Source organism: Cytobacillus sp. FSL W7-1323 (assembly GCF_038595015.1).
Taxonomy (GTDB): Bacteria; Bacillota; Bacilli; order Bacillales; family Cytobacillaceae; genus Cytobacillus; species Cytobacillus kochii.
The window spans coordinates 761,481-784,788 of sequence record NZ_CP151998.1; the positions used below are offsets into that span (position 1 = coordinate 761,481).

The window sequence follows — 23,308 nt, forward strand, 5'->3', positions numbered from 1 at the left end:
CAATGTCTATGAAGCTGTATATCTTTCATCAAAAATTGCCGTTATGTCCGCACGTCCGGGAAGGTTAGCTACCATGATTGATGTGAATTTACCGTATCCACGAAACCGAGTAAACAACCAATTTAATGCATATGTAGACAAAGCAGCTAAAAGTTTAGAGCATAGCATGGGTAGAAAGGAGGCTTGATGAATGGCGATTCAAACTGCTTCATCAAAAACAATCACAAGTCCTCTAGAGCAAACAAATAAAAAGAGAAATAACTATCTAAAAGGCTCAATTGTTGGACCAGTAATCGCGTTTCTTGTCTTTATGGGGTTATGGCAACTCATACCTACGATTCTGCAAATTCAACCTTTTCTATTACCGAAACCAACCGATGTCCTCACTGCTGCCATTACAGATTGGCATCTCTTATGGCCAGCGATTAGAATAACTATTTTTGAGTCAGTAATTGGTTTTCTCTTAAGTGCTGTCATTGGTATTGCTGTTTCCGTGCTATTGGCCAGTTCAAGAATACTAGAAATTAGCCTCTATCCATATGCAGTTATATTACAAACGATTCCAGTTGTGGCGATTGCTCCAATTGTTGTCATTTGGTTTGGATCAGGTTTTAACTCCATCGTAATGATTGCTTTTTTAATTGGCTTTTTTCCTGTCGTATCCAACACTTTGATGGGACTGCATTCGGTTGATAAAAATATGAGTGATTTATTCACATTATATAATGCTTCTAAATGGCAAACGATGTGGAAGCTTCGTATTCCAGCTGCTCTCCCATACATTGTTTCTGGTTTGAAAGTTTCTTGTACATTAGCAATTGTTGGAGCGATTACAGGAGAGTATATTGCTGGAATCGGTGGAGGAAAAGGGGGATTAGGTTATGCGATAACTGTTGCTGCTGTTCAGTTAAAAACACCTTATCTATTTGCTTGTGCCATATCAGGTGCTATTTTTGGTATCGGATTTTATCTATTAGTAAGCTGGGTATCCCGTTTATTGCTACGGTCTTGGCATGAATCAGCGATAAAATCGGAAAGGTAAATGCATGTTAAAATAACTGAATATTTTGATAAAAAGGGGGAGAGATATGAAATCAAATCGACTTGTTCAATGGGTAATTTTAAGTGTTTTAGTATTGATTGTACTCGCTGCTTGTGGAGGAGAAGAAACGAATAGTGCTGTAGAAGAAGGAGAGCGAGAGGTAAAGGATGTTATGTTGGTCTTAAACTGGTTTGCCAAAGCACAGCATGGGGGTGTTTATGCCGCAGAGGAAAATGGTCTTTTTGAAGAAAATGGCTTAAATGTAATGATTGAACCTGGGGGACCACAAGTATCCTCAATTAATATGGTCGCATCTGGAAAGGCTGATTTTGGTTTAGCACATGGTGATCAAATTGTGATGGCTAGAAACGAAGGCATTGAATTAGTCGCTGTAGCTACCGTCATGCAAGGGAGTCCGCAAGCATTTATGTTTCATAAAGGCAAGGGTATTGCTGACTTTGCTGAGTTAAATGGAAGAAAAGTTTATGTGCAGCCGGGCATTGTATACTGGGAGTATTTAAAAACACAATATGATCTCAGTGGTGTCGAAGAATTGGCATATTCTGGACAACATGTAAACTTTGTTGATGAGAAGGATTCTGTTACACAAGCATTCCTAACATCAGAACCTTACTTTATGCAATTAGAGGGGATTGATGTAGAAACGAAATTAGTTTCGGACGCAGGTTATGATCCTTATAATGTTGTCTTATACGTGACAAAAGATTACTTGGAAAACAATAAAGAAACGGTTGAAGCTTTTACGACTGCTTTTATAGAGGGATGGAATTTATACGAAGGTTCATATGAAGAAATCAATGAGTTGATTCAAAAAGATAATCCAGACATAGAACTTGCCTCTCTAAAATTTGAAGCAGAATCACAAGCAGAGTTTGTTTATGGAATGGATGCAGCTGCAAATGGAATCGGCACGATGTCAGAAGAGCGTTGGGGGACGCTGATTGACCAGCTATATGATTTAGGATTGGTGGATGAGAAGTTCGCTGCAGAAGAAATCTTTACAACAGCGTTTTTACCCGACAAGTAAATGGCGGCCGAAAGAAGAGTGAGTGATATCGAATCACTTACTCTTCTTTGCTGTTTCTCCTCAAACGGTTTGTATGGAAAAAGCCCACAATAGCCCTTCTTTTATTTAGCTCTCTTTTGGAAACGGTAGTACTTCGGTTGTCTCTGAATAGATGGAATTTTTTTATTTATCCTCTCGTGTGACAAGTTTATTCGGCATGTAGTATAATTCACGGGTCACTCTCTATAGGTTTCCTTAGAAGAAAAATGGGGAAATTAAATGAAATACAAAGGGGATGAATAAATGGACTTAACGATTGCAGCTTTTTCAGTTCTTATCCTGGCGATTATTTTAGTGCTTGGTAAATGGGTAAGAATTAAAGTGAAATTACTTCAAAGGTTGTTTTTACCAACATCATTAATTGCGGGTTTTATTGCACTTATATTAGGACCAGAAATACTAGGAAGGCTATTTGGACTTGAAGGTGGAATTTTTACATCTGAGATGGTCGAAGTTTGGGCTAGTCTGCCGGGTCTTTTAATTAATATTGTTTTTGCGTGTCTTTTTATAGGGTTTAAATTACCTAATCCCAAAAAAATGTGGCGGATTGGTGGGCCGCATATTGCTTTAGGTTATACACTCTCTTTTGCCCAATATGTAGTGGGTATTTTACTTGCTATCACCATCATTACACCTCTTTTTGGACTTAGTCCTGCTGCAGGCGCCTTAATTGAGATTGCCTTTGTTGGTGGGCATGGAACAGCCGCGGGTTTACAAGGGACATTTACTTCTTTAGGTTTTGAAGAAGGTTATGATTTGGCAATTGGTTTGTCGACAGTCGGTATTCTTGCAGGTATCATCGTAGGGATGATTTTAATCAATTGGGGAGCACGTAATGGCAAATCTAAAACATTGAGTCACCCTGATGAGATTTCTGTAGAGGAGCAGTCAGGTATTATTAAAGTCGATAATCGTTCATCAGCGGGTTTGCAAACAACTTCGCCGATGTCTATTGAGCCGTTAACGCTTCATATTGGATTTGTTGGGTTATCAATTTTTATTGGGTTTTTATTATTGGAAGCGTTTCAATGGCTTGAGGCTGTTACTTATGGGCAAGCTATAGGTGTTTATTTATTTGAATATGTTCCATTATTTCCGTTCGCCATGATAGGAGGAATATTGTTACAATTATTCTTATCCAAATTTGATCGTTATCAATTGGTTGATCGCGAATTAATTAATCGTATTCAAGGTGTAGCTCTTGATTTCCTAATCATTAGTGCGATGGCTTCACTTAGTCTACAGGTCATTGGTGAGAATTTCATTCCGTTCATTATTTTAGCGATTGCTGGAATTGTCTTGAATGTAGGGTTATTCTTATATTTAGGTCCTCGTATGATACCTGAGTATTGGTTTGAACGAGGATTGGGAGATTTCGGACAGTCTACAGGTGTGGCGGCAACAGGAATTATGCTAATGAAAACAGTCGATCCAGAGAACAAATCGCCAGCACTCAATGCCTTTGGCTATAAACAAATTGTATTTGAACCGATGGTAGGTGGCGGGCTTATTACAGCTGCAGCCGTTCCATTTATTATTCAGTTTGGAGCAATTCCTGTATTAATTGTCAGTACAATTTTAATGATTATTTTTTGGATAATGGGCGTAAAAGTGTTTGGTAAGAAGAAAAAGTGAGTGATTGACAATCCATGTACAAAATGATAAATTATTTTTGTTTATAAATGAATAATGGCGACATGGCTATGGGCGTCATGTTAGCGAATTCGCATAGAATATGTTTGAATGCAGCGCCTCCCGCTTTTATAGGGAGCGCTGCCTTTTTGCGTGGAGGGAAGGTCAGATGGATAAAAGAGTGTATTTACTAACCATAATTACTTTTATTGTCGGTTTGGTTGAGTTAATTATTGCGGGCATCTTGCCACTTATTGCAACTGATTTAGGTGTGTCGCTTGGTGAAGTGGGAATGTTAATCTCCTTGTTTTCTTTAAGCTTTGCCATATCTGGTCCTGTACTATTATCTTTAACAGCGAAGATAGAGAGAAAGCGGTTATTTCTATTCGTTCTCTTTGTTTTCTTCTTATCTAATTTAATGATCGTCGTTATGGATGGTTATGTATCTTTGTTGGTTGGAAGAGTATTATCGGCTATGTGTGCGGCTCTTCTTATTTCATTATGTCTCACGATTGCTTCACAAATTAGTGGTGAGAAATATCGAGCGAGAGCGATTGGTATTGTACTGATGGGGGTCAGTGCGTCCCTTGTTTTTGGGATTCCATTCGGTTTGTGGTTAGGGAATGAATTTAGCTGGAGAGCGCCGTTCTTGTTTATTTCGATTCTGACATTAATCATCATGATTGTTGTTTATTTTGCATTAGGTCCAATAGAGGCGAAAAGAGGTTTACCTTTAAAGGAACAGTTGAAAGCATTAAAAAATAAAAAGATTGTACTCGTTCAACTGACATCGATTCTCTTTTTTGCCGGTCATATGAGTCTATATGCGTATTTAACACCCTTTCTTAGTGAGACGATGAGTATTACTGGTAATTCGCTTAGTTTGATTTACCTTATTATTGGTATCGTTGCTGTGTGTGGGAGTTTTTTAGGTGGGCAGATTACGGATCGCTTAGGTGCGAAACGATCTATTATCATCGTACTTTCTGCTTTTATTGTTACGATTATCCTTATCCCGTATTTGCAGTTTTCTCTTGCTTTGTTTATTTGTGCACTATTGTTATGGAATTTATTAAGTTGGTCTTTGCAGCCCGCTATCCAGAGCTATCTTGTATCTGCTGCGCCAGAAACATCTGATATTCAACAAAGTTTAAATAATTCAGGGGTTCATGTTGGTATGGCTATTGGTTCAACTGTTGGTGGAATCATCATCGATCAATATCATGTGGAGATCAACCCTCTTATTGCTGGAGGTTTTACATGCATCGCCTTGCTCATTATCTTGGCCGCATTTAAGCAAAAGCGTAAATGAAAATAAAAAAGCAGCCTTCAAATTGAGACTCTTAGAGTCACAATTGAAGACTGCTTTTCTTTTCCTTAATTAATTCCAAATTTCTTCAACCCATTCAGGGTGATCGATAAATGGATTACGATTATGTTGATAGTCATTATAGATAATATCATTTCTTTGTCGTTCTAAGTCATCTACAGGGTCTAAGTTATGCCACTCAATTAAGGTTGAGAGTTTGCCGTGATATGGAGCTGAACCGTTGCTTACGCGGTCATTCACCTCTAAATCCAGTTCCCCACTGTCGCCTTCATAACGGACATCCATATAGAAAATCATTCTCGCGACATCCCCTTTTACTTCATCACGTGGTTCCCAAGAATCATTATCCGTAAAGGTATCAGGTGCTTCACCTTGTGGAGAGCCGCCATTATCAAAATCTTTGTTACCGCGAGAGCCATTCACTGATACATCTGTTGGGCGTAGATGATGTAGGTCTGTTCCAGGGCCCATAGATGTTCCGAAATCACCATGCGATTTAGCCCACACATGTTCTCTGTTCCATTCATCTGGATTTCCACCGTTCGTTGATTTACTTTGTGATCTGCCAGTGTATAAAAGGATGACGTTATTCGTATTATTTGGATCTTCATCCGTTGCCTTTAATGCTTCCCAAACGGCACTATACGAAATTTCGGTATGGTCATCAATGATATTGTGTAACGCGGTTTTTAATGCTTCGCCTGTTTTTCCAGTAGCAGAATCATAATAAGAACCAGGGGCATTATTTTCCTCATCAGGTCCTTCAGGTTCCTCTTCTTCAGATTGTTTGATCATTTCAGTTGTGTTTTTCAATCCAGGATGTGAATAGTACGCTGTGAGATTGCCGGTTACTGTTATCTTCTCACCAAGTAATTCGGGGTTGCTCTTAAGGCCGAACTGTGTGCGGAATTGTGAGGGAATCTGAATATAAAGCATATTAGCAGTATTTGTTTCTGTGCGAGAATCAGCAATAGCTAAGGAGTAATCATCTGGATAGTTGCCAGTAATTACTGTATTGGCTGAGGTAGGCTTACCTACTATATAGCCTTCCACCGATTGTATAGTGTTATTTTGCCTGTCGATGGCTTGTGATACTGGTAAGGTAGCAGCAGATGTTTGCGAAGAATCGAATGATAGAGTAGAAAAGGAAACGAGAAAAGCGACAATTGATAACTTAAAGAATCTACGCATATTATCCTCCTTTAATTTTTTTATTGTATTCTGCTTCATCTTACCATTTTTCTGTTAAAATATTTTTAATAATAAGTAAATTTAGGAGGCATTGATAAAAATAAGAAAATCTACTCGGCTTGTTTGCAGGAGAATAGAACTTGTTTAGAGGGAATTTATGGTGAAAGTAGGTTGTAAGGAGGTAGAGGGTGAAAATCTTACGAGAGTATCTCATCTGTACTTTAGCTCTTTTCCTCATTATTAGTATTGGAGGATTTCTTTTCTTTACTTATACGCCGACCTACAAGGGTGTCATTATAGAAAGTGGCCAATCTATTTGGGTTGTGGCGGATGCTGAAAATATTAAATACAAATCAAAACAAGATTTAAGAGAAACATACATGTATCAAGGGGTTGAATTTACATTACCAACTTATATGCCAGAAAAAAAGGTAGGTCAATTGTCAGTCGGTGATGAGGTAATCATCTACTTTAGCGGGGAGATAAGAGCTTCTGCACCTGGGGGCGGAGACGCCTATTGGGTCTCTTTAATAAAAAAGTGAGAGCGAGGAATCAACTTGATTAATTATAACGGAAAGAAATTTGTATCAATAGAGAATACAAATAATGGCGAAGTCTCTGATCAAACTTATTTTGATTATAGCCAAGAAGGAAATATCATTTCTGCTAGTTATTATGGCGGACAAATTAGAAAAGGAACGTTAATCGGTATTGTAAAGGAGGATGGTTCTTTATTGTTTAACTATAATCATGTAAATATCAAAGATGAAGTAAGAGGTGGTACTTGTTCTTCAACGCCTGAATACCTACCAGATGGACGAATGAGATTACATGAACAATGGCGATGGAATGATGCAGATCAAACCGAAGGGCAATCGGTTATTGAGGAAATGAAAAAAGAATCGAAAGTATATTGATAGGAAGGCTAGTGGATTTCACTTTTAGTGCAAAAAGAGTCCACTAGCTATTCAAATTCTGATTATACAGAATGAGGTTGATACCTTTTAGGTTTTGTCACTTTAAACCATTGATAACAGAAAATAATAATAATCACTAGGTCAACAATATCGCCTCCATAATACATAATCATGCTTCCTTTTTCAGCTTCCGTTCTTCCTACACTTGAAGGAGGGTAACCATAGAAAGATTTGGCTAAAATCTGATGCCCAGCGAGAGCTAAAATAAGTATAATGGCTCGAAATTGAAAACTATAACCTTGTTGAAATTTATCAATATAGATGATTGATGCTGTAAAAAAATAACCAGCTAGGAAGATATGTGCATGAATGACGTTGTACAACAGCATTGAATGGTGCATCATTGTGAATAATTCCGTTCGATATAATACCCATAGTCCACCAATATTTAAAACCGTAGTAAATAGGGGATTTAATAAAAGGTGAAATGGTCTCGTTTTTAAGGTAGTAGTCACTTTTCTAGCCGTTTTTACAGGTAATGAACGCAGTAGGAGCGTTACTGGTTTTGCTAGCACCATAAAAAGTGGGCCAATCATGCCTAAAAGTAAATGGGCAACCATATGGACACTGAAAAATTGGTGTGAAGCCTCTGCTAAAGGGCCAGCAACTGCTACTATACAAAGTACATTTCCACCAATCCAACATGCTGTGTTATACCATGACCACTGACGGTAAGATTGATTAGATTTGATGACAGCGATTCCATAGAGAATGATTAAAAGAAAAAAAGGAGTCGCTAAAATATATGAGAGAATGGTTATGTCAAAGTGTTGTTGATCAGGCATAGTGTCCCCCTTTTTAGCTTTACTTACTTTGTGACTGATTAGTTTTACGGATGATAATGATTCCGATAATCGTAATCACTGCAGCAGTGAAATTCCATACCAAATCATAAGGTAGCACATCAACTCCGTAGCGAATTTGATGTAATTTGAACACTTTATGTTGGATTAAACCATCGTATAAATTAAATAAACCAATACCTAATAAAGCCCCGCCAATCCATCTTTTTTTCCACCAAGATTCTCTTCTGCGTAAGTCAGCTACCATAAATAGACTTGCTACTGTAGCGAACCAGCTAAACGCATGGAATAACCCATCAGAAAGTAATCCGATCTTTGTTGTGGATTGATCGTAAAAATGATGCCAACTTAATAGTTGGTGAAATACCATCTCATCAATAAATGCAACCAAACCAAGTCCGAAGAGAATACCAGAGATGAGATTGTATGTTGAGTGCTTAGTTATGTTCTGTTGGAAATTCCTATGTTCGCCATTGATTGGATTATCGATAGTATCAACTCATTTCTGTAAGGTATTTCCTCTATTTTTCCCGAGTGTTTAAACTCTAAACATATATAGAAGTGTAAGTTTATAATGAATTAGAAATTGATTCGATATTCATAGGAAGTATCTATTGTAATTGGTTGTTATTGTGAAATAAAAAGAACCTAACTACGCTAAGATAGTTAGGTATTGTGGAGTAGCTATGAAACTTTCATTACTAGCTTCCACGATATACTTGGTATCCCCAAGGTGAAATGAGAAGGGGGACGTGATAATCCTTATCTATATTTGACACTCCGAAACGAACAGGGACTGCCTCTAAGAATGGTGGGTCGGGGAGGGCGATCTCTTTTTCACGGAAATACACCCCGACATGGAAGATCAGTTCATAGCTTCCTATTTTCATTTCTTCTCTAGTAAGTAGTGGAGCATCTAAGCGACCGTCTGAATTGGTCTTTACTACTTTTATCTTTTTCCAACTATTGCGATTTGCTTCTTGGAAGAAAAGCTCCACAATTACATTGGAAGCCGGTGTACCGTGGGTTAAATCCAATATATGTGTTGTTAGTCCTGTCATTTTAAACTCCTTAATTATAGTAGAATGTTGCTCTCGAGAAATATCCTTTTAATTTTCAATAGCTGATATTGTGTTACTTTGTCTGGTTTGAGGGTTGATTGGCCACGTTCCTGTAAATTCAGTCACTTGATAATCAAAGTAATCCTGCAAAATTTGCTCTTTATGATCTTGGAAAAGTTCATCAGCAATCGCCTTAGCTAGTCGCGGTAAGCCGAATTTCATACCAGAAAGAGCAGCGGCAGTAATACCACAGCTGATTAAAGCAGAATAATTAAATGTATAAAGTCCATGAAGATATTTTTCTCCTTCCTTATCGCGACTCGTAAAGGAGTAACCTGTGCTTAAATAAGGATGTGCATCTAGAACTGGGCTTGCACTATTCTTTGGAGGGTGGTATTTATCCTCCCAACGAGCAATATATTTTTCGACTAATTTTAGCTCTGGTCTTAAGGCAGGATCAGTGAACAGTCCTGTACTAATAATGAGATAATCAAATGAAAAGGACCCATGAGGGGTTGTGACTACCACCTGATTATTTGCTTGACTTACTTCTTGCCAAGGTGAATCCAAATGAAGGTTAAAACCTGGCCAAGCAGAAGCGCGATTATATGTATCATTCGTCGGTGGTTGATTATTTTGAAAGAAATGAGTCATGACCGTATATTTATCCACATCTGATAACGAGTGATATCTTTCTATCATACCTGAGGCTTCCATTTGCCGTATCGGATTGATTCTAGGCATTTCTTTACGACGAACAAAAACATGCGCTTCTGCTACTCCTGAACTAAGGGCGTAATTGGCATTATCGAATGCGGAGGCGCCACCACCTAGAATAGCGATTTTTTTATTTTTTAATGAGTTAAAATCGATATTTTCGGAAGTGTGGGCATAGAAATTTTTCGGTAGATTTTCAGAGACAAGTGATGGTATATGCCATTCTCCTCCACCTTGAATACCTGTCGCTAAAATAACTTTGCGCGCAAGAAGGGGAGTGGCAGGTTCTTCTGTTTGGTTGATATGGAGTCGGTGTAAACCACCTTCAAGAGGTTCTACGAGTTGCAATTTGACATCGTTTATGACGGGTAAACGCAGGACTTTTCTATACCACCTGAGGTAATTCATCCAATCCTGACGTGGTATTTTATCCACTTGATCCCAGTCATTCTTGCCTGTTTGGGCTTCCCACCAAGCACGAAAGGTGAGGGAAGGAAGGCCTAAATCAATTGAGGTGATATGTTTCGGTGTTCTTAAAGTAACCATTCTTGCATAAGTCTCCCATGGCCCTTCATAGCCTTCGTGATTCTCATCGATAATGAGAAAGTTTGTGATTTTTTCTCGTAAAAGAGCAAATCCAGCACCTAAACCGCTTTGCCCGCCTCCGACAATGACGACATCATATACATGATTCTTAATATGTTTAGTTTGCGGTACCCATGTATCCGTATAGTTTATGTTCAAATAAGAAAGGTCCATTTGTACTCTCTCGTGTAAGCTTTCTAAGCTCATTGTTTTTCATCCTTTCTAGTTTGTTGTGAATGAATCTTTAATAATGACCTCTTCAAGTCGTAATAAGGCGATTTTATAGATTTCCGCCAGTGCTTGATGAAACTCTTCTTCTTTTTCGTTTTTGACTCTCTTTACCATTGATTGATAAATTTCATCCTTGTTTTTCCCGCGAACAGCTAATATAAATGGGAATCCAAATTTGTCCATATAAGATTGATTCATATAAATAAATTGTTTATACTCCTTCTCTGTGAGTTGATTTAAACCAGCGTTTTCTTGTTCGTTAACGGAATTTTCACTCATTTGAACGCGATCGCCTAAGTTGGGATGTTCTTTAATAAGTGCAAGCTTTTTTTGATTTGATGTTTCCTCCACTGTGTGAACCATCGTTTGATAGAGGTGATCAAATGATAAAAATGGTTTCGCCATGAGCGTTTTTTCTGCGACCCATGGGGAATGCTCGAAAACACCTCCAAATATTTGGATAAATGATGCATCACTGATTCTATTGATTTCTTGAATTGTATACATGATTGAAAACTCCTTTCTATGAACTTTTTAATTGGGGTTCCATACTCGTCTCTTTTAACGGCTGTGTTTCCTTTGTTTTTCTTTTGGTTAAAAGAAGGTTTAAGATAATGGCTGCTAGGCTGCCGGTAATAATTCCATCGCCGACGATAATTCGAAGGGTTTCAGGTAAATGGGCGAATAATTCCGGAACAACGGATGCCCCTAGTCCTAGTGAAATCGAGCAAGCAATAATGAGTTGATTGTTATTGTTCGTAAAATCGACTCTTTGAAGCATGCGTATACCAGAGGTGACGACCATTCCAAACATGACTACAGTGGCACCGCCGAAAACCGAAGGAGGAATGAGTGTAGCCAAAGTAGAGATTTTAGGAACTAAGCCTAGTACAATTAAAATAAAACCAGCAGCAATTGTGACTTTATTTGACCTTACTCCAGATAATTGGACAAGTCCGACATTTTGAGCAAATGTACTATAAGGGAAAGCGTTGAAAATCCCACCTAAAGTAAAGGCCATTCCTTCAGCTCGATATCCACGAGCGAGATCCTTTTCTTTTAACTCTTTATGATCCATTTTCCCTAGTGCAAGAAAAGCACCAGTGGATTCGACAAGAATGACTGTGCCTACTAAGATCATTGTTAAAATAGGAACAATTTCAAATGTAGGGTATCCGAAATGAAAAGGGGCCGGAAGGTGTAACCAAGAAGCTTCTTGAACGGATTGAAAATCTACCCTCCCCATTAGTGCCGCCGTGAATGTCCCAATGAATATCCCAATTAAAACAGAGATAGCACGTAAGAACCCTTTAAAGAAGCGGTTCATTAGTAAAATAAGTGCGAGAACACCAAAGGAGAGCAATAAGTTTTCAGCTGAACCAAAATCAGGATTATTCGTGCCTCCTCCCATATTTTTAATTCCTGTAGGGATGAGTGAGAGGCCAATAATGATGACGACGGTACCAGTTACGATTGGAGGGAATAATTTTACAAGCTTGCCGTATATATTTGAAAAGAAAATAATGAACAATCCTGTTATAATAATCGCCCCGTATATGGCTGATATCCCGTAATTACTACCGATTGTAATCATGGGAGATACGGCTACGAATGAAGTACCCATGACAATAGGGAGCCCTGTTCCAAAGTATTTATTTTTTACAGATTGAAACAGTGTAGCAACCCCGCAAGTTAACAAATCAATAGAAATGAGGAAGGCTTGTTGTTCAGGGGAGAAACCTAAAGCGCCGCCAACTAAGATTGGTACTAAAATGGCACCAGCGTACATAGCAAGGACATGCTGTAACCCTAATGAGAATGTTTTTGATGGATGAATATTTTCTCCCAAAGTGAACCCTCCTGTTTATAATGTTAAGAAATATAACATTGAATGTTGTTATATTTAACATAATAAACAATATTCTGATTATTGTCATTGTTCAATATGCCTAAAAATGACTAACTTATTTGTGTAAGGTGCATGGTTGGGCTGTTTTAAGCTTCTAATAGTTTTTTCATCCGTAATGCTGTACGTAATTGTAAGGTTGTTTCTGGATCCTTTAAATCTTTACCGAGAATTTCTTCGCATTTATCTATTCTATAGACAACTGTATTCCTGTGGACAAATAACCTTTTTGCTGTTTCGGAGATTTGACAATGTGTTTCTAGATAGACAGAAAGTGTTTGTAGTAATGATTCTCTTTCATCAGGTTTAATCGATAAGAATCCCTTAAATGCATGGGTGTAAAAATGACTCAACTCTTTTTCGGGAATAAGGCGGAGTAATTCTAATATATCCCTTGTTTGAAATGATTGAATAAAGTTGGTTCTTTTTGAGATTGCTCCTTGAGAAAGAGATTCACTTGCTTCGTGATAGGCTGTTCTCACTTGGACAAAGGAATGGATCACATTACTTACACCGAAAGAAATGGTTTGATTAAAGCGGTTTGTCATTCGTAATTGGATGTCTTTTAATATATTCATATAAGGTGATAACCCTTGATGGGCTTCAAAGAGCAAGATACATTCATCACTTTTGGTAAAGAAATGAACGTTGACAGTGGTTTGGTGTATCACTTCTTCCAAGTATTCAAATATATTATCAGATTTTTGTTGGCGTTGTGTGAAAGAATCGTGTGGATTTGCTTGATCGACCTTTCCGACAACACAAATATAGTCACAATCATTTTGAAGAGAGAACTCTTTGGCGCGATTAATAATTTCATCTTGTAACTTGAAGGTCCCATCTAAGAAGTGGAGAAAAAAATCGTTGCGTATATTTTTTGCGTGTGTATTTAGTGCATGCTCTTTCATAAGGGCGAAGGAGAGTACATTCGTCGCTTGTTCAATCGTTAAGATATTGAGGTGATTCTCCTGAGGGATTTCTCCTTCTATAATTAAGAAACCTCGCTTCTTTTCGCTAATGTTTATAGGAAATAGATGATAAGTTTTTTTGGATACAAGTAGTGAAAAGGAAATAGAGATAGGGCTGGATGATGAAATCCGTTTAATTTCTCTCTCGATATCTTCTCTCATTACGAATATTTCTAGTTGGTGTTGTTGGTCAGAGAGAGAATGAAGATGCTGATCGACTAAATGAACAGAACAATCAATTATCTTGCTTAATTCTTTCATCAATGTTTCTATACCTTTTCCTTGAAGAATGATGTTCGTAAAATGTTTATGTGTTTCTAAAGCAGCAGTTAATTCATTCGCGCGGCTATCTAAAATCAGTCTTAAAGTATGGTTGATTACATCTCCAAGTGATAAGGCGAGTGGCAGTTCGATGATGGGGAAATTTAATTCATTTGCCAGCTTCAATGCAGATGGAGGAACAGAGTCTAAGAACCTTTTTGTTTTTATACCAAGTGCTGCACATCCTTGATTAGCCATCGCTTGTATTAATTCATTTAGTAAATGTGGCTGGTCTTTTAAATGATAGGCTGTTGTCACTAAAAATTCATGGCGATTCAAAAAGGGAATAATATCAGGTGCATCCATCATATTAACCGTATGTACCTCACGTTTGATCCCGCTTTCTCCAGCTACAACTCTCATCCCTTCTAATGAAGGGGAAGAGAGTAATTTAGAAACCTTCATGTGGCTGACTCCTTTCGTTTGCATCTTCTTTTTTATATGGATTAGTTAATGTGCACAAAATTGTATGAAAATTTGTACATTTTTGCTGATGATGTTTCGATGCATAAAAAGTAAAATTGTTTTATATAACATAATTATGTAAGAAAATATTCCATAAGTAAAGAGGGGAGTGAAAGGATTGGCCATTCATGTAAGAGAATTTCATGATACAAATAAGGAAAAGATAGCAGAAATGATTGAATGGCTTTCGTCATTTGGTAAAACAACCAATGAAGGCGTTACGAGATTACTATATTCTAAAGCTTGGTGTGAAGCGCAATCAGCTTTGAAAAATAAAATGAAGGCAATCGGGTTAGATGCTTATTTTGATTGTGTTGGTAATTTATTTGGCCGGCTGCAGGGAACAGATGAAGATAATGCAGTCATATTGACAGGTTCCCATATTGATACGGTTATTGACGGCGGAAAGTATGACGGTGCTTATGGGATTGTTGCTAGCCTGCTTGCGGTGTCGAGGCTCTATGCCTCTTATGGCAAGCCCAAAAAAACGATTGAAGTCGTTTCTTTCTGTGAAGAAGAAGGGAGTCGGTTCCCTTTAACCTTTTGGGGATCAAGAAATATAACCGGCATGTACGATATTGGTCATACTAGAGGATTAGTCGATGCAAACGGTGTTCCTTTTATGGATGCGATGAAAGAGGCGGGCTTTGAAACAGAAAAATATATTCAACCAATTAGAAGTGATATTGCAAGATTTATAGAGGTACATATCGAACAAGGGATGGTACTAGAGAGAAATCAAAATGCGGTTGGTATTGTCACACATATCGTTGGACAGCGACGTTACAATATACGGATAAAAGGAGAAAGCAATCATGCAGGCACAACACCAATGAACCTTCGCAGGGATGCGGTTGTGACAGCCTCAAAACTTATTTCTTTCTTAACGAAAAAAGCAGAAAGTATCGACTCCCAGTTAGTAGCTACGGTGGGAAGAATTGAAGCGCAACCAAATGTACCCAATGTTGTGGCAGGGGAAGTCGAATTTAGTTTAGATATTCGCCACCATAAACAACATGTATTGGATGAATATTGTATGTCCGTGTTTTCTTATTTTGAAGAGGTAGCTAAGTCTAATGATCTGATCATTGACTGGAAACAATGGATGAATGTAGAACCTGTCGCAATGGATGCCATGATGCATAGTAAAATCAAGACGTTAGCGGAACAGAAGCAAATTTCTTTCCAAGATATCGTTAGTGGCGCCGGTCATGATGCACAAGTTTTTGCAAGTACACTTCCTACTAATCTTATTTTTGTCCCAAGCAAAGGCGGCATTAGTCATAACCCGCAAGAGTTTACGAGCTCAGAAGATTTGGAAGTAGGAGTAAAACTGTTAACAGATATTTTATATCAATTAGCTTATGAATAGAAGGAGTGGATATATATGGGGTTTAATAGCTTGAATACACCTAGTCGTACGATTATGACACCAGGTCCAGTTGAGGTAGATCCTCGTGTGTTGAGAGCGATGAGTACACCTATATTAGGTCAGTTCGATCCAGCTTTTACAAAATTGATGAATGAAGTCATGGAAATGATTCGTCAAGTCTTTCAAACAAAGAACCGTTGGGCCTTTCCGATAGATGGTACTTCAAGAGCAGGAAACGAAGCGCTCTTAGCAAGTATTATTGAACCTGGTGATAAAGTGTTTGTTCCAATTTATGGGCGTTTCGGGCATTTACTTGTGGAGATTTGTGAAAGGTACGGTGCTGATGTCTATTCGATACAATGTCCTTGGGGAGAGGTATTTGACCCAGATGTAGTCATCGCAGAAATGGCAAAAATCTCACCTAAAGTGGTCGCTATTGTCCATGGTGAAACATCTACAGGGAGAATGCAACCTCTAGAAAAAATCGGAAAGGCTTGTAGAGAACAGGATGCGATTCTCGTCGTAGATGCAGTCGCATCTATTGGTGGCGTAGAGGTAAAGACAGATGACTGGTTTATAGATGGGCTAATAGGGGGAACGCAAAAATGTTTATCCGTTCCTGCTGGGATGGCACCCATTACATTTAACGAGCGGATTGAGAAGCTTATATTAGAGCGGAAAAAGGTAGAGGCAGGTATTGCAACTGCAGAAGATGAGCAGTATCAACGTAGTCGAATGGCAATTGCAAGTAATTATTTTGATCTCGCCATGCTTATGGATTATTGGAGCCCAAGGAGATTGAATCATCATACAGAAGCAACATCGATGGTTTATGCGCTCTATGAAGGTTTACGACTTGTGCTAGAAGAGGGGTTAAAGCCTCGTTTTATCCGCCATCTCCTTCATGAAAAAGCTTTGGTGACAGGTATTCAAGCAATGGGGTTAAAGCTATATGGTGATTCTGAACATAAGCTTCCATGTGTGACATGTATAGAAATCCCTGCTGGTGTTGATGGTGAATCCGTACGGAAAATGTTGCTTAAGGAATTTAGTATAGAAATTGCTTCATCTTTTGGGCCATTACAAGGGAAGATTTGGCGTATTGGTACGATGGGATATAGCTGTCGAAAAGAAAATGTGCTTGCTGTTCTCGGCGGATTAGAAGCAGTCCTTATCCGTCACGAAGTCCAAGTAAATCGCGGCGAGGCGCTTCAGGCAGCAATGGATATATATGCAGCTGAGGAATCAGCTATGACGATACTTTAAATAAACAGGGAGGTGTTGGTTTTGGCTACATATGATCTCATTATTCGCAACGGCAATGTTGTTTTACCTCATAAAGTGAAGAAAACCGATATAGCCATTAAAAATGGTATCATTGTCGCCATTGAGGAAGGTATTACAGCCACAAGTAAAGACGAGAAAAATGCGGCAGGTTATTATATTTTTCCAGGTATGATAGATATTCATGTTCACTTTAATGACCCAGGCAGAGACAAATGGGAAGGTTTTGAATCGGGTTCTCAGATGATTGCTGCAGGAGGAGGAACAACTTTTTTTGATATGCCCTTAAATGGGATTCCTTCTACTACTGATTCGCAGGCATTGTTAAATAAAGCGGAGATGGGAGAAAGTAAGTCAGTTGTGGATTTTGCTTTATGGGGTGGCCTTGTTCCAGGAAATATCCTGGAGCTGAAGGGATTAGCAGATAATGGGGCAATAGGTTTTAAAGCGTTTTTATCTGAAAGTGGAAATGAAGAATTCGAACGTGTTGATGATTTAACATTAATTGCTGGCATGAAAGAGATTGCTTCATTGAAAAAAATACTTGCACTCCATGCGGAAAGTGCCGCAATGACAGATTTCTTAACGAAGGAGAAAGTGACGAATGGTCAATTAACTGCGGATGATTATTTAGCATCTAGACCGATCGCCGCAGAAGTGGAAGCGGTGGAACGTGCCATCGCATATGCAAGAATAACGGGCTGTCCTCTTCATTTTGTCCATATTAGCTCTGAGGAGGCTATTTTAAAAATTACAGATGCCAAGGCAATGGGACTAGACATTACAGTTGAAACATGTGCTCATTACTTATTGTTTAATCATAATGATTTGCAAGACAAAGGAGCGGTAGCCAAATGCGCCCCGCCATTACGAAAAGTGGAGGAGCAAGAGAAATTGATTCGTTTATTAATAGAAGGCGCAATTGATATGGTCTCCTCCGATCACTCACCATCACCTTATCTGTTGAAAGATCCAACCGTCCATCATTTATTCTCCGCTTGGGGTGGAATTAGTGGCGGACAATTTACCCTTTTAGCATTAATTGAACTTGCAATAACCTATGACATTCCTTTTTATAAAGTGGCGGCACTCATAGCAGGTAATCCAGCTGACAGATTCAATTTAAATACAAAAGGGCATATCGAAGTGGGCAAAGATGCTGATTTAACATGGATCTCACTTGAAGCATCCTTCACTGTTGCAGAAAAGAATTTCTTCGCTAAGCATAAGCACAGTTTGTATATGGAGAGAACTTTCCCATGTGCAGTCAAACTTACAATGAACAACGGAGTAGTAGTTTTTGAAGACGGACAATTAGTAAACATGAGAAATAGAGGTCATTGGCTAAAGCCAGAGCAAACGAAAATGGGGACTCGTAGTTAACTACATCGCTGTAAGAAATTCATTTCTATTGTCAGAAAATCTAACACACTAGTAGCGGAAAAGGAGGAAATGGAAGATAATACATTTTAAACCTTTAGCAGCTGAGTGAAAGAGGTGTGTGAAGATGGATAATATTCATCAAATATTCAAGGCATCGCCTACAGAAGGTGATGTGTTAGCGACAGTGATTCAAGTGAATGGGTCTGCTTATCGAAAAGAAGGCACAACCATGTTAATCAAGCAATCTGGTTCAACTATTGGTGTCCTTAGTGGAGGATGCTTGGAAGAAGATATTAAGTATAGGGCAGAAACGCTAATCGATGGTCAATCAAAATCTTTTTTATACAATTTAAAAAGTGAAGATGATCTTGGGTGGGGACAAGGTTCGGGATGTAATGGTGAAATTCGTGTCCTGTTAGAGAAGATTGATGCAAGTTATCAAGCTCATCTAGAAAAGGTTAATGAACAGCTTTTACAAGGACGATCTATTTTAACAGTAAAGAAGCTTTCCGAGGATTATGAGGTTATAGGTTACACAGTTATCGTTGATGATAATAACTATTGGACCAAAGCATTAAACATAGATGCCAATATGGAAATAAAAGAGATGAAGAGTGGTATCCACTACTCAAAAGAGCTATCTATTTATCGTTATTTTCAGTGGTTTCATCCAAAGCCTCGTCTTTTTATCCTTGGTGCAGGGGAAGATGGCGTCCCTCTTTGTGATTTTGCTCATAAAACAGGCTTCCATGTAACAGTAGCTGACTGGCGCGAAGCTTTATGTAGTAAAGAAAGATTTCCTCAAGCAGATCGTTTATTAATAGGTTTTCCACATGAAGTGTTACCAAAAGCGCTTCATCCCCAAGACCATATTGTGATTATGACCCATCATTTTGAACGAGATAAAGAAATTTTACAATATGTGCTCAATCGACCATTTAAATATATAGGTATCATTGGTTCTAATAGACGGACGATGAGGTTATTAGAAGGGGAATCTGTACCATCGAATGTCTACACGCCTGTTGGTTTATCGATTGGCGCAGAGGGACCTGAGGAAATTGCGATTAGCGTTATGGCACAATTAATTGCGGTTAAACAAAAGGTGGTTACGGAAAATGGAAAACAAGCCAATTGTAGGACACTTGTTTATAACAAATAAAGGGAGCTAGGAAATGTAAAAGGAGAGTAGTTATCATGAGGATATTAGAAACAACCGTTGCTTCGCCTACTACCATTGAGGAAGCATGGACAATGTGGAAATCATATGATGAGGCGATCACATTTATCGCTGGAGGCACATTTTTACAAACCAAATGGGAAAAAGGGGCCGCCGTTCCTTCAAAAATGATTCATCTAGGTGGCATTTCGGAATATAAACAAATCTACATGGACACGGAAAGTCGGATTCACATCGGTTCTTTTGTTAAGCTAGCGGAATGCAAGAATCATCCTCTGATTATTAAAAAACTACCCCAATTATCACAAACGATTGAGAAAATCGCTGCGCCTGCTGTTCGAAACTTAGGTACGATAGGAGGCAATATTGCCAATCAGGTGGGTGATACAATCCCCCTTTTACTAGCCCTCGATGCAGAAATACTATATTTAAATAAAGATGGAAAACAGCGAATAGATTTGCAGGATTGGTCAAAAATGACTGAAGATTCTATTATATTAGAGGTTATTATTCCATTTGATAATAGAGAAAGCTATTTATTTACTAAAAAAATCGGTCGCAGGGAGGCATTCTCAACATCTGTTGTTACATTGGCTGGCAAGTTAACAATAAAAGAGAATCAGCTATGTAATGTTCGAATAGCAGCGGGTGGCGGGGAGAAACAACCTATGAGGTTAAGAAATGTAGAATCTATTTTAAAACATGCACCAATTGTGGATTCAAATATTTTAAAAAAGGTGTATCAAACGGTAATGACAGAGTATCAGCCAGTTGAAGATGCTTTTTATTCGAGTAATTATCGTTTGAAAGTAGCGAGTAATCTCTTAATCTCAGAATTAGAAAAATGGAGTGGAGAATATGGCGGATTATACAAGTAATTTAGCGTCTTCCCGTCCAAGGCCGGATGGAATGGGAAAAGTAACTGGTGGATTAAATTATTTAACAGACTTGCAAGTTCCAAATATGCTTTATGGAAAAGTGCTGCGTAGTGAGTACCCTCATGCGAAAATTCAGCAAATAAATATTGAAAAGGCAGAACAATTATCTGGCGTCCTAGCCGTAATAACAAGTAAGGATGTACCTGGATTAAATGGATTTGGTCTGATTACGCAAGATCAGCCTGTCTTTTGTGATCAAGTTGTTCGCTATATAGGTGATGCGGTGGCAGCAGTAGCGGCAATCACTCCTGAAATTGCTGCAAAAGCACTTAAACGAATAGAAGTAATCTATGAACCATTACCGATTATTGATGACCCCAATGACGCAATGAACCCTGATAGTATCCCATTACATTTAGGTGGAAATATCCTTCATGAAGCATCTTATGAAAATGGTGATGTTGATGAAGGCTTTCAATTATGTGAGGTCATTATAGAAGAAACCTATCTACTGCCCCGGCAAATGCATGCTTATATGGAAACTGAAGGTGGGGTTTTTGTCCCAGAAAAAGATGGCAGGCTGTCTGTATATGCGGGCACGCAGCATGGCTACAAGGATAGACTACAATTAGCGAGAATATTAAATTTACCAGAAGAGCGTATTCGTGTAATTTCAAGTCCGATGGGAGGGTCATTTGGCGGTAAAGATGAGTTGAATATTCAGCCTTACGGAGCCATACTAGCATTGAAAACAGGAAGACCGGTGAAAATTCATCAATCGCGGAGAGAATCAATGATCTCTGGTATTAAAAAGCACCCAATGAAAATTACGATGAAAACAGGAGCTAAGAAAACGGGGGAGATTGTTGCTCATGAAGTAAGAATTATTGCAGATACAGGAGCCTATGCCACACTTGGTCCAGCTGTATTAGATTTTGCAGTGGAACACGCTATTGGCCCTTATGCTATACCAAATGTAAAAACAAAAGGCTACTCTGTTTTTACAAATAATGGTGTGGCAGGTGAATTCAGAGGGTTCGGTGGTAATCAGATTACATTTGCTCTAGAAGGGCAAATTGATCGGTTGGCAGATGGCTTACATATGTCACCACTTGTATTAAGAAAGAAAAACTTGCGACAAGGAACAGATCCTGGTCCAGTTGGACAAATTATTGCACCGACTAATGGAGATGCGCTTGTTTTAGATGAGATCGCGCAGTCACCGCTATTAGCGATAGATAAAAGTGAGAACGACAATCCATGGAAGAAAACGGGAGTAGGGTTAGCGCTAACCATGCATGGAGGAGGGTTAGGTTTTGGTAGATTGGATCCTTCTGGTGGAAAAATTAGTCTGAACCATGAAGGGAAAATAGAGATAGCCTTTGGATTTGAAGAGGTAGGTCAAGGTTTGTTAGCGGTTATTGAAAATGTAACAACAGAGGCTATCGGGTGTTCTTCAGAGGATTTACACATTGTAATAGGGGATACAGACAAGGTGCCACACTCAGGTTCTTCCACAGCATCAAGAGGCACGAGCATGATTTGGCACAGTTTACAAAGGCTAAAGGGGCCCTTTATAGAAAAACTATTAGATACAGCAGCCAAAATATCAGGTTATCAAAAAGAACAATTATATGTTGGAGGGAAGGGTATTTGGCTAAATGGCCAAAGGATACTTACTTTTGAACAGCTTTTTCTTGAGAATGAACCCATTAGTATAGACACAAAATTCGACTTTCCAACCACGCCAAATAGTATTCCGGGTGGTCATTTCTTGTACTCATTTGCAGCGGTGGCAGTGAAAGTAGAAGTCGACCTTATAACAGGAGCGATCAAGGTTACAGATATCGATCAAGCTGTTTCTGCCGGACCTGTTGTGAATCCTACTGGTTATATTGGGCAAATCGAGGGCGGTACGATTATGGCGCTAGGCTACACATTGTTAGAAGAAGCAGCCATGAAGCAAAGTCGCTATACTGCAGAAAACTTTGACACCTATATTCTGCCCACGATCCAAGACATTCCACCAAAAATGAATGTGAGAGCAATCGAGGACTTATGGAAAGGAGATATATATGGCCCAAGAGGCGTTGGGGAGATCGGAACAGTAGCATTAGCTCCTGCAATCGTAAGAGCCATCTATGATGCGACGGGGCATTGGGTGACGAAATTACCTGTCAGTCGAGAAGAAATATTACATGCGGGGGAGAGGGTTTTTTGATAGAAAAGGTAAAGGTGAATTCGCAAAAAATCAATATTTCTTTCACTGTTAATGGTGAACAGCAGAAACTACAAGTTGAAGCAACAAAAAGATTAGTTGATATATTACGTGAAGACCTCTCATTAACAGGCGCCAAAATCTCTTGCGAAATTGGTCGATGCGGTGCCTGCTCTGTAGAAGTAGACGGTGAACTCGTCAACTCTTGTCTCATGAGAGCTTATCAACTGAACGGAAAGAGTATTCATACGGTTGAAAGCTTAAGTGAAAATGGACTGCATGAAATTCAAAAGGCATTTCTAGAAGAAGGTGGATTTCAATGTGGCTATTGCACACCGGGGATGATTATGGCTGTGAAAGCATTATTAGAGAAAAACAAGAAACCAACAGATGAAGAAATATTAGAAGCACTCTCAGGAAATATATGTCGGTGCACAGGTTACGCAGGCATTATCCGAAGTGTGAAAAAGGTGATTCAAGCGATATAAGTATGTCTTAAAGGAGGAATTGAGGGCTCTATCTAGGCTAACGGTGAAATCCTTGCAGTCAATAAGCCAAAAAAACAAAGAGGTCTGCCTCGAAAATTTGAATCGAGACAGACTCACCCCAAAAATAAGAAATCTGCTTAGAATCGACCTGAATCGAGTCAGGCCCACCAAAACGAAATAAAGTATCTC

The 23,308-nt window shown here is 38.7% G+C and carries 21 protein-coding genes; 13 read left to right on the forward strand and 8 right to left on the reverse strand.

Going from position 1 to position 23,308, the window contains the following annotated elements; all coding sequences use genetic code 11:
- The first annotated feature begins 190 nt into the window (after positions 1-190).
- The 4 genes from MKX67_RS04020 (at position 191) to MKX67_RS04035 (ending at position 5,073) form a co-directional block, all read left to right on the forward strand.
- Positions 191-1,042 (forward strand): ABC transporter permease, encoded by an 852-nt coding sequence (locus MKX67_RS04020; RefSeq protein WP_095370547.1) that lies wholly within the window; start codon positions 191-193, stop codon positions 1,040-1,042.
- A gap of 46 nt (positions 1,043-1,088) precedes the next feature.
- Entirely contained in the window at positions 1,089-2,090 is a 1,002-nt protein-coding gene (locus MKX67_RS04025) for an ABC transporter substrate-binding protein (RefSeq protein WP_342488893.1), read from the forward strand.
- 282 nt (positions 2,091-2,372) lie between these two features.
- A complete protein-coding gene (locus MKX67_RS04030; RefSeq protein ID WP_095370545.1) occupies positions 2,373-3,764 on the forward strand; it encodes a sodium/glutamate symporter in 1,392 nt (463 codons plus the stop codon).
- Between the two features lie 166 nt (positions 3,765-3,930).
- The gene (locus MKX67_RS04035) at positions 3,931-5,073 is read left to right on the forward strand and encodes an MFS transporter (RefSeq protein WP_322910135.1); all 1,143 of its coding nucleotides are present in this window, start codon (positions 3,931-3,933) and stop codon (positions 5,071-5,073) included.
- A gap of 69 nt (positions 5,074-5,142) precedes the next feature.
- On the opposite strand, the gene MKX67_RS04040 is transcribed toward MKX67_RS04035, so the two are convergent.
- Positions 5,143-6,282, reverse strand: a complete 1,140-nt coding sequence (locus tag MKX67_RS04040; protein ID WP_342488894.1) for an endonuclease — start codon at positions 6,280-6,282, stop codon at positions 5,143-5,145.
- Between the two features lie 188 nt (positions 6,283-6,470).
- Between MKX67_RS04040 and MKX67_RS04045 the strand changes: the two genes are divergently transcribed.
- Both MKX67_RS04045 and MKX67_RS04050 read left to right on the forward strand, forming a co-directional pair.
- Positions 6,471-6,824, forward strand: coding sequence for a DUF3221 domain-containing protein (locus tag MKX67_RS04045; RefSeq protein ID WP_342488895.1), 354 nt, complete (start codon positions 6,471-6,473; stop codon positions 6,822-6,824).
- A 15-nt stretch (positions 6,825-6,839) separates the two neighbouring features.
- On the forward strand, positions 6,840-7,199 hold the full coding sequence (locus MKX67_RS04050; protein WP_180317008.1) for a n-acetylglutamate synthase: 360 nt from the start codon (positions 6,840-6,842) through the stop codon (positions 7,197-7,199).
- A gap of 62 nt (positions 7,200-7,261) precedes the next feature.
- On the opposite strand, the gene MKX67_RS04055 is transcribed toward MKX67_RS04050, so the two are convergent.
- The 7 genes from MKX67_RS04055 to MKX67_RS04085 form a co-directional block, all read right to left on the reverse strand.
- Positions 7,262-8,044 (reverse strand): cytochrome c oxidase assembly protein, encoded by a 783-nt coding sequence (locus tag MKX67_RS04055; protein ID WP_342488896.1) that lies wholly within the window; start codon positions 8,042-8,044, stop codon positions 7,262-7,264.
- Between the two features lie 19 nt (positions 8,045-8,063).
- Entirely contained in the window at positions 8,064-8,507 is a 444-nt protein-coding gene (locus MKX67_RS04060) for a DUF2243 domain-containing protein (RefSeq protein WP_342489253.1), read from the reverse strand.
- 256 nt (positions 8,508-8,763) lie between these two features.
- Positions 8,764-9,123, reverse strand: coding sequence for a hydroxyisourate hydrolase (gene uraH / locus MKX67_RS04065; RefSeq protein ID WP_095370540.1), 360 nt, complete (start codon positions 9,121-9,123; stop codon positions 8,764-8,766).
- Between the two features lie 48 nt (positions 9,124-9,171).
- Positions 9,172-10,632 carry an NAD(P)-binding domain-containing protein gene (locus MKX67_RS04070; RefSeq protein WP_095370539.1) on the reverse strand — a complete coding sequence of 487 codons (1,461 nt, stop codon included), beginning with the start codon at positions 10,630-10,632 and terminating at the stop codon, positions 9,172-9,174.
- 15 nt (positions 10,633-10,647) lie between these two features.
- Positions 10,648-11,163, reverse strand: coding sequence for a 2-oxo-4-hydroxy-4-carboxy-5-ureidoimidazoline decarboxylase (uraD, locus tag MKX67_RS04075; protein WP_322910131.1), 516 nt, complete (start codon positions 11,161-11,163; stop codon positions 10,648-10,650).
- 16 nt (positions 11,164-11,179) lie between these two features.
- Positions 11,180-12,445 carry a nucleobase:cation symporter-2 family protein gene (locus tag MKX67_RS04080; protein ID WP_233435352.1) on the reverse strand — a complete coding sequence of 422 codons (1,266 nt, stop codon included), beginning with the start codon at positions 12,443-12,445 and terminating at the stop codon, positions 11,180-11,182.
- A 206-nt stretch (positions 12,446-12,651) separates the two neighbouring features.
- Positions 12,652-14,256, reverse strand: a complete 1,605-nt coding sequence (locus MKX67_RS04085) for a PucR family transcriptional regulator (RefSeq protein ID WP_095370536.1) — start codon at positions 14,254-14,256, stop codon at positions 12,652-12,654.
- 232 nt (positions 14,257-14,488) lie between these two features.
- On the opposite strand from MKX67_RS04085, the gene allC reads away from it, so the two are divergent.
- From allC to MKX67_RS04120, 7 genes are all read left to right on the forward strand, one after another.
- The gene (allC, locus tag MKX67_RS04090) at positions 14,489-15,688 is read left to right on the forward strand and encodes an allantoate deiminase (protein WP_342489254.1); all 1,200 of its coding nucleotides are present in this window, start codon (positions 14,489-14,491) and stop codon (positions 15,686-15,688) included.
- A gap of 15 nt (positions 15,689-15,703) precedes the next feature.
- Positions 15,704-16,954 (forward strand): alanine--glyoxylate aminotransferase family protein, encoded by a 1,251-nt coding sequence (locus MKX67_RS04095; RefSeq protein ID WP_340977933.1) that lies wholly within the window; start codon positions 15,704-15,706, stop codon positions 16,952-16,954.
- A gap of 21 nt (positions 16,955-16,975) precedes the next feature.
- Positions 16,976-18,355, forward strand: coding sequence for an allantoinase AllB (allB, locus tag MKX67_RS04100; RefSeq protein WP_095370533.1), 1,380 nt, complete (start codon positions 16,976-16,978; stop codon positions 18,353-18,355).
- A gap of 124 nt (positions 18,356-18,479) precedes the next feature.
- The gene (locus MKX67_RS04105; protein ID WP_342488897.1) at positions 18,480-19,517 is read left to right on the forward strand and encodes an XdhC/CoxI family protein; all 1,038 of its coding nucleotides are present in this window, start codon (positions 18,480-18,482) and stop codon (positions 19,515-19,517) included.
- Positions 19,518-19,552: 35 nt separating this feature from the next.
- On the forward strand, positions 19,553-20,413 hold the full coding sequence (locus MKX67_RS04110) for an FAD binding domain-containing protein (protein ID WP_322910124.1): 861 nt from the start codon (positions 19,553-19,555) through the stop codon (positions 20,411-20,413).
- Positions 20,394-22,634: a xanthine dehydrogenase subunit D gene (pucD, locus tag MKX67_RS04115; protein ID WP_322910123.1), complete on the forward strand. Its 2,241-nt coding sequence runs from the start codon at positions 20,394-20,396 to the stop codon at positions 22,632-22,634. Before MKX67_RS04110 ends, pucD begins: the two co-directional genes overlap by 20 nt.
- Entirely contained in the window at positions 22,634-23,119 is a 486-nt protein-coding gene (locus MKX67_RS04120; protein ID WP_095373530.1) for a (2Fe-2S)-binding protein, read from the forward strand. Before pucD ends, MKX67_RS04120 begins: the two co-directional genes overlap by 1 nt.
- Positions 23,120-23,308: the final 189 nt, after the last annotated feature.

Excerpts from the sequence above, each read along its gene's own strand:
- MKX67_RS04020 (WP_095370547.1), top strand. The coding sequence starts at position 191 with ATGGCGATTCAAACTGCTTCATCAAAAACAATCACAAGTCCTCTAGAG.
- MKX67_RS04025 (WP_342488893.1), top strand. The coding sequence starts at position 1,089 with ATGAAATCAAATCGACTTGTTCAATGGGTAATTTTAAGTGTTTTAGTA.
- MKX67_RS04030 (WP_095370545.1), top strand. The coding sequence starts at position 2,373 with ATGGACTTAACGATTGCAGCTTTTTCAGTTCTTATCCTGGCGATTATT.
- MKX67_RS04035 (WP_322910135.1), top strand. The coding sequence starts at position 3,931 with ATGGATAAAAGAGTGTATTTACTAACCATAATTACTTTTATTGTCGGT.
- MKX67_RS04040 (WP_342488894.1), bottom strand. The coding sequence starts at position 6,282 with ATGCGTAGATTCTTTAAGTTATCAATTGTCGCTTTTCTCGTTTCCTTT.
- MKX67_RS04055 (WP_342488896.1), bottom strand. The coding sequence starts at position 8,044 with ATGCCTGATCAACAACACTTTGACATAACCATTCTCTCATATATTTTA.
- uraH (WP_095370540.1), bottom strand. The coding sequence starts at position 9,123 with ATGACAGGACTAACAACACATATATTGGATTTAACCCACGGTACACCG.
- MKX67_RS04070 (WP_095370539.1), bottom strand. The coding sequence starts at position 10,632 with ATGAGCTTAGAAAGCTTACACGAGAGAGTACAAATGGACCTTTCTTAT.
- uraD (WP_322910131.1), bottom strand. The coding sequence starts at position 11,163 with ATGTATACAATTCAAGAAATCAATAGAATCAGTGATGCATCATTTATC.
- MKX67_RS04080 (WP_233435352.1), bottom strand. The coding sequence starts at position 12,445 with ATGTACGCTGGTGCCATTTTAGTACCAATCTTAGTTGGCGGCGCTTTA.
- MKX67_RS04085 (WP_095370536.1), bottom strand. The coding sequence starts at position 14,256 with ATGAAGGTTTCTAAATTACTCTCTTCCCCTTCATTAGAAGGGATGAGA.
- allC (WP_342489254.1), top strand. The coding sequence starts at position 14,489 with ATGATTGAATGGCTTTCGTCATTTGGTAAAACAACCAATGAAGGCGTT.
- MKX67_RS04095 (WP_340977933.1), top strand. The coding sequence starts at position 15,704 with ATGGGGTTTAATAGCTTGAATACACCTAGTCGTACGATTATGACACCA.
- MKX67_RS04105 (WP_342488897.1), top strand. The coding sequence starts at position 18,480 with ATGGATAATATTCATCAAATATTCAAGGCATCGCCTACAGAAGGTGAT.
- MKX67_RS04110 (WP_322910124.1), top strand. The coding sequence starts at position 19,553 with ATGAGGATATTAGAAACAACCGTTGCTTCGCCTACTACCATTGAGGAA.
- pucD (WP_322910123.1), top strand. The coding sequence starts at position 20,394 with ATGGCGGATTATACAAGTAATTTAGCGTCTTCCCGTCCAAGGCCGGAT.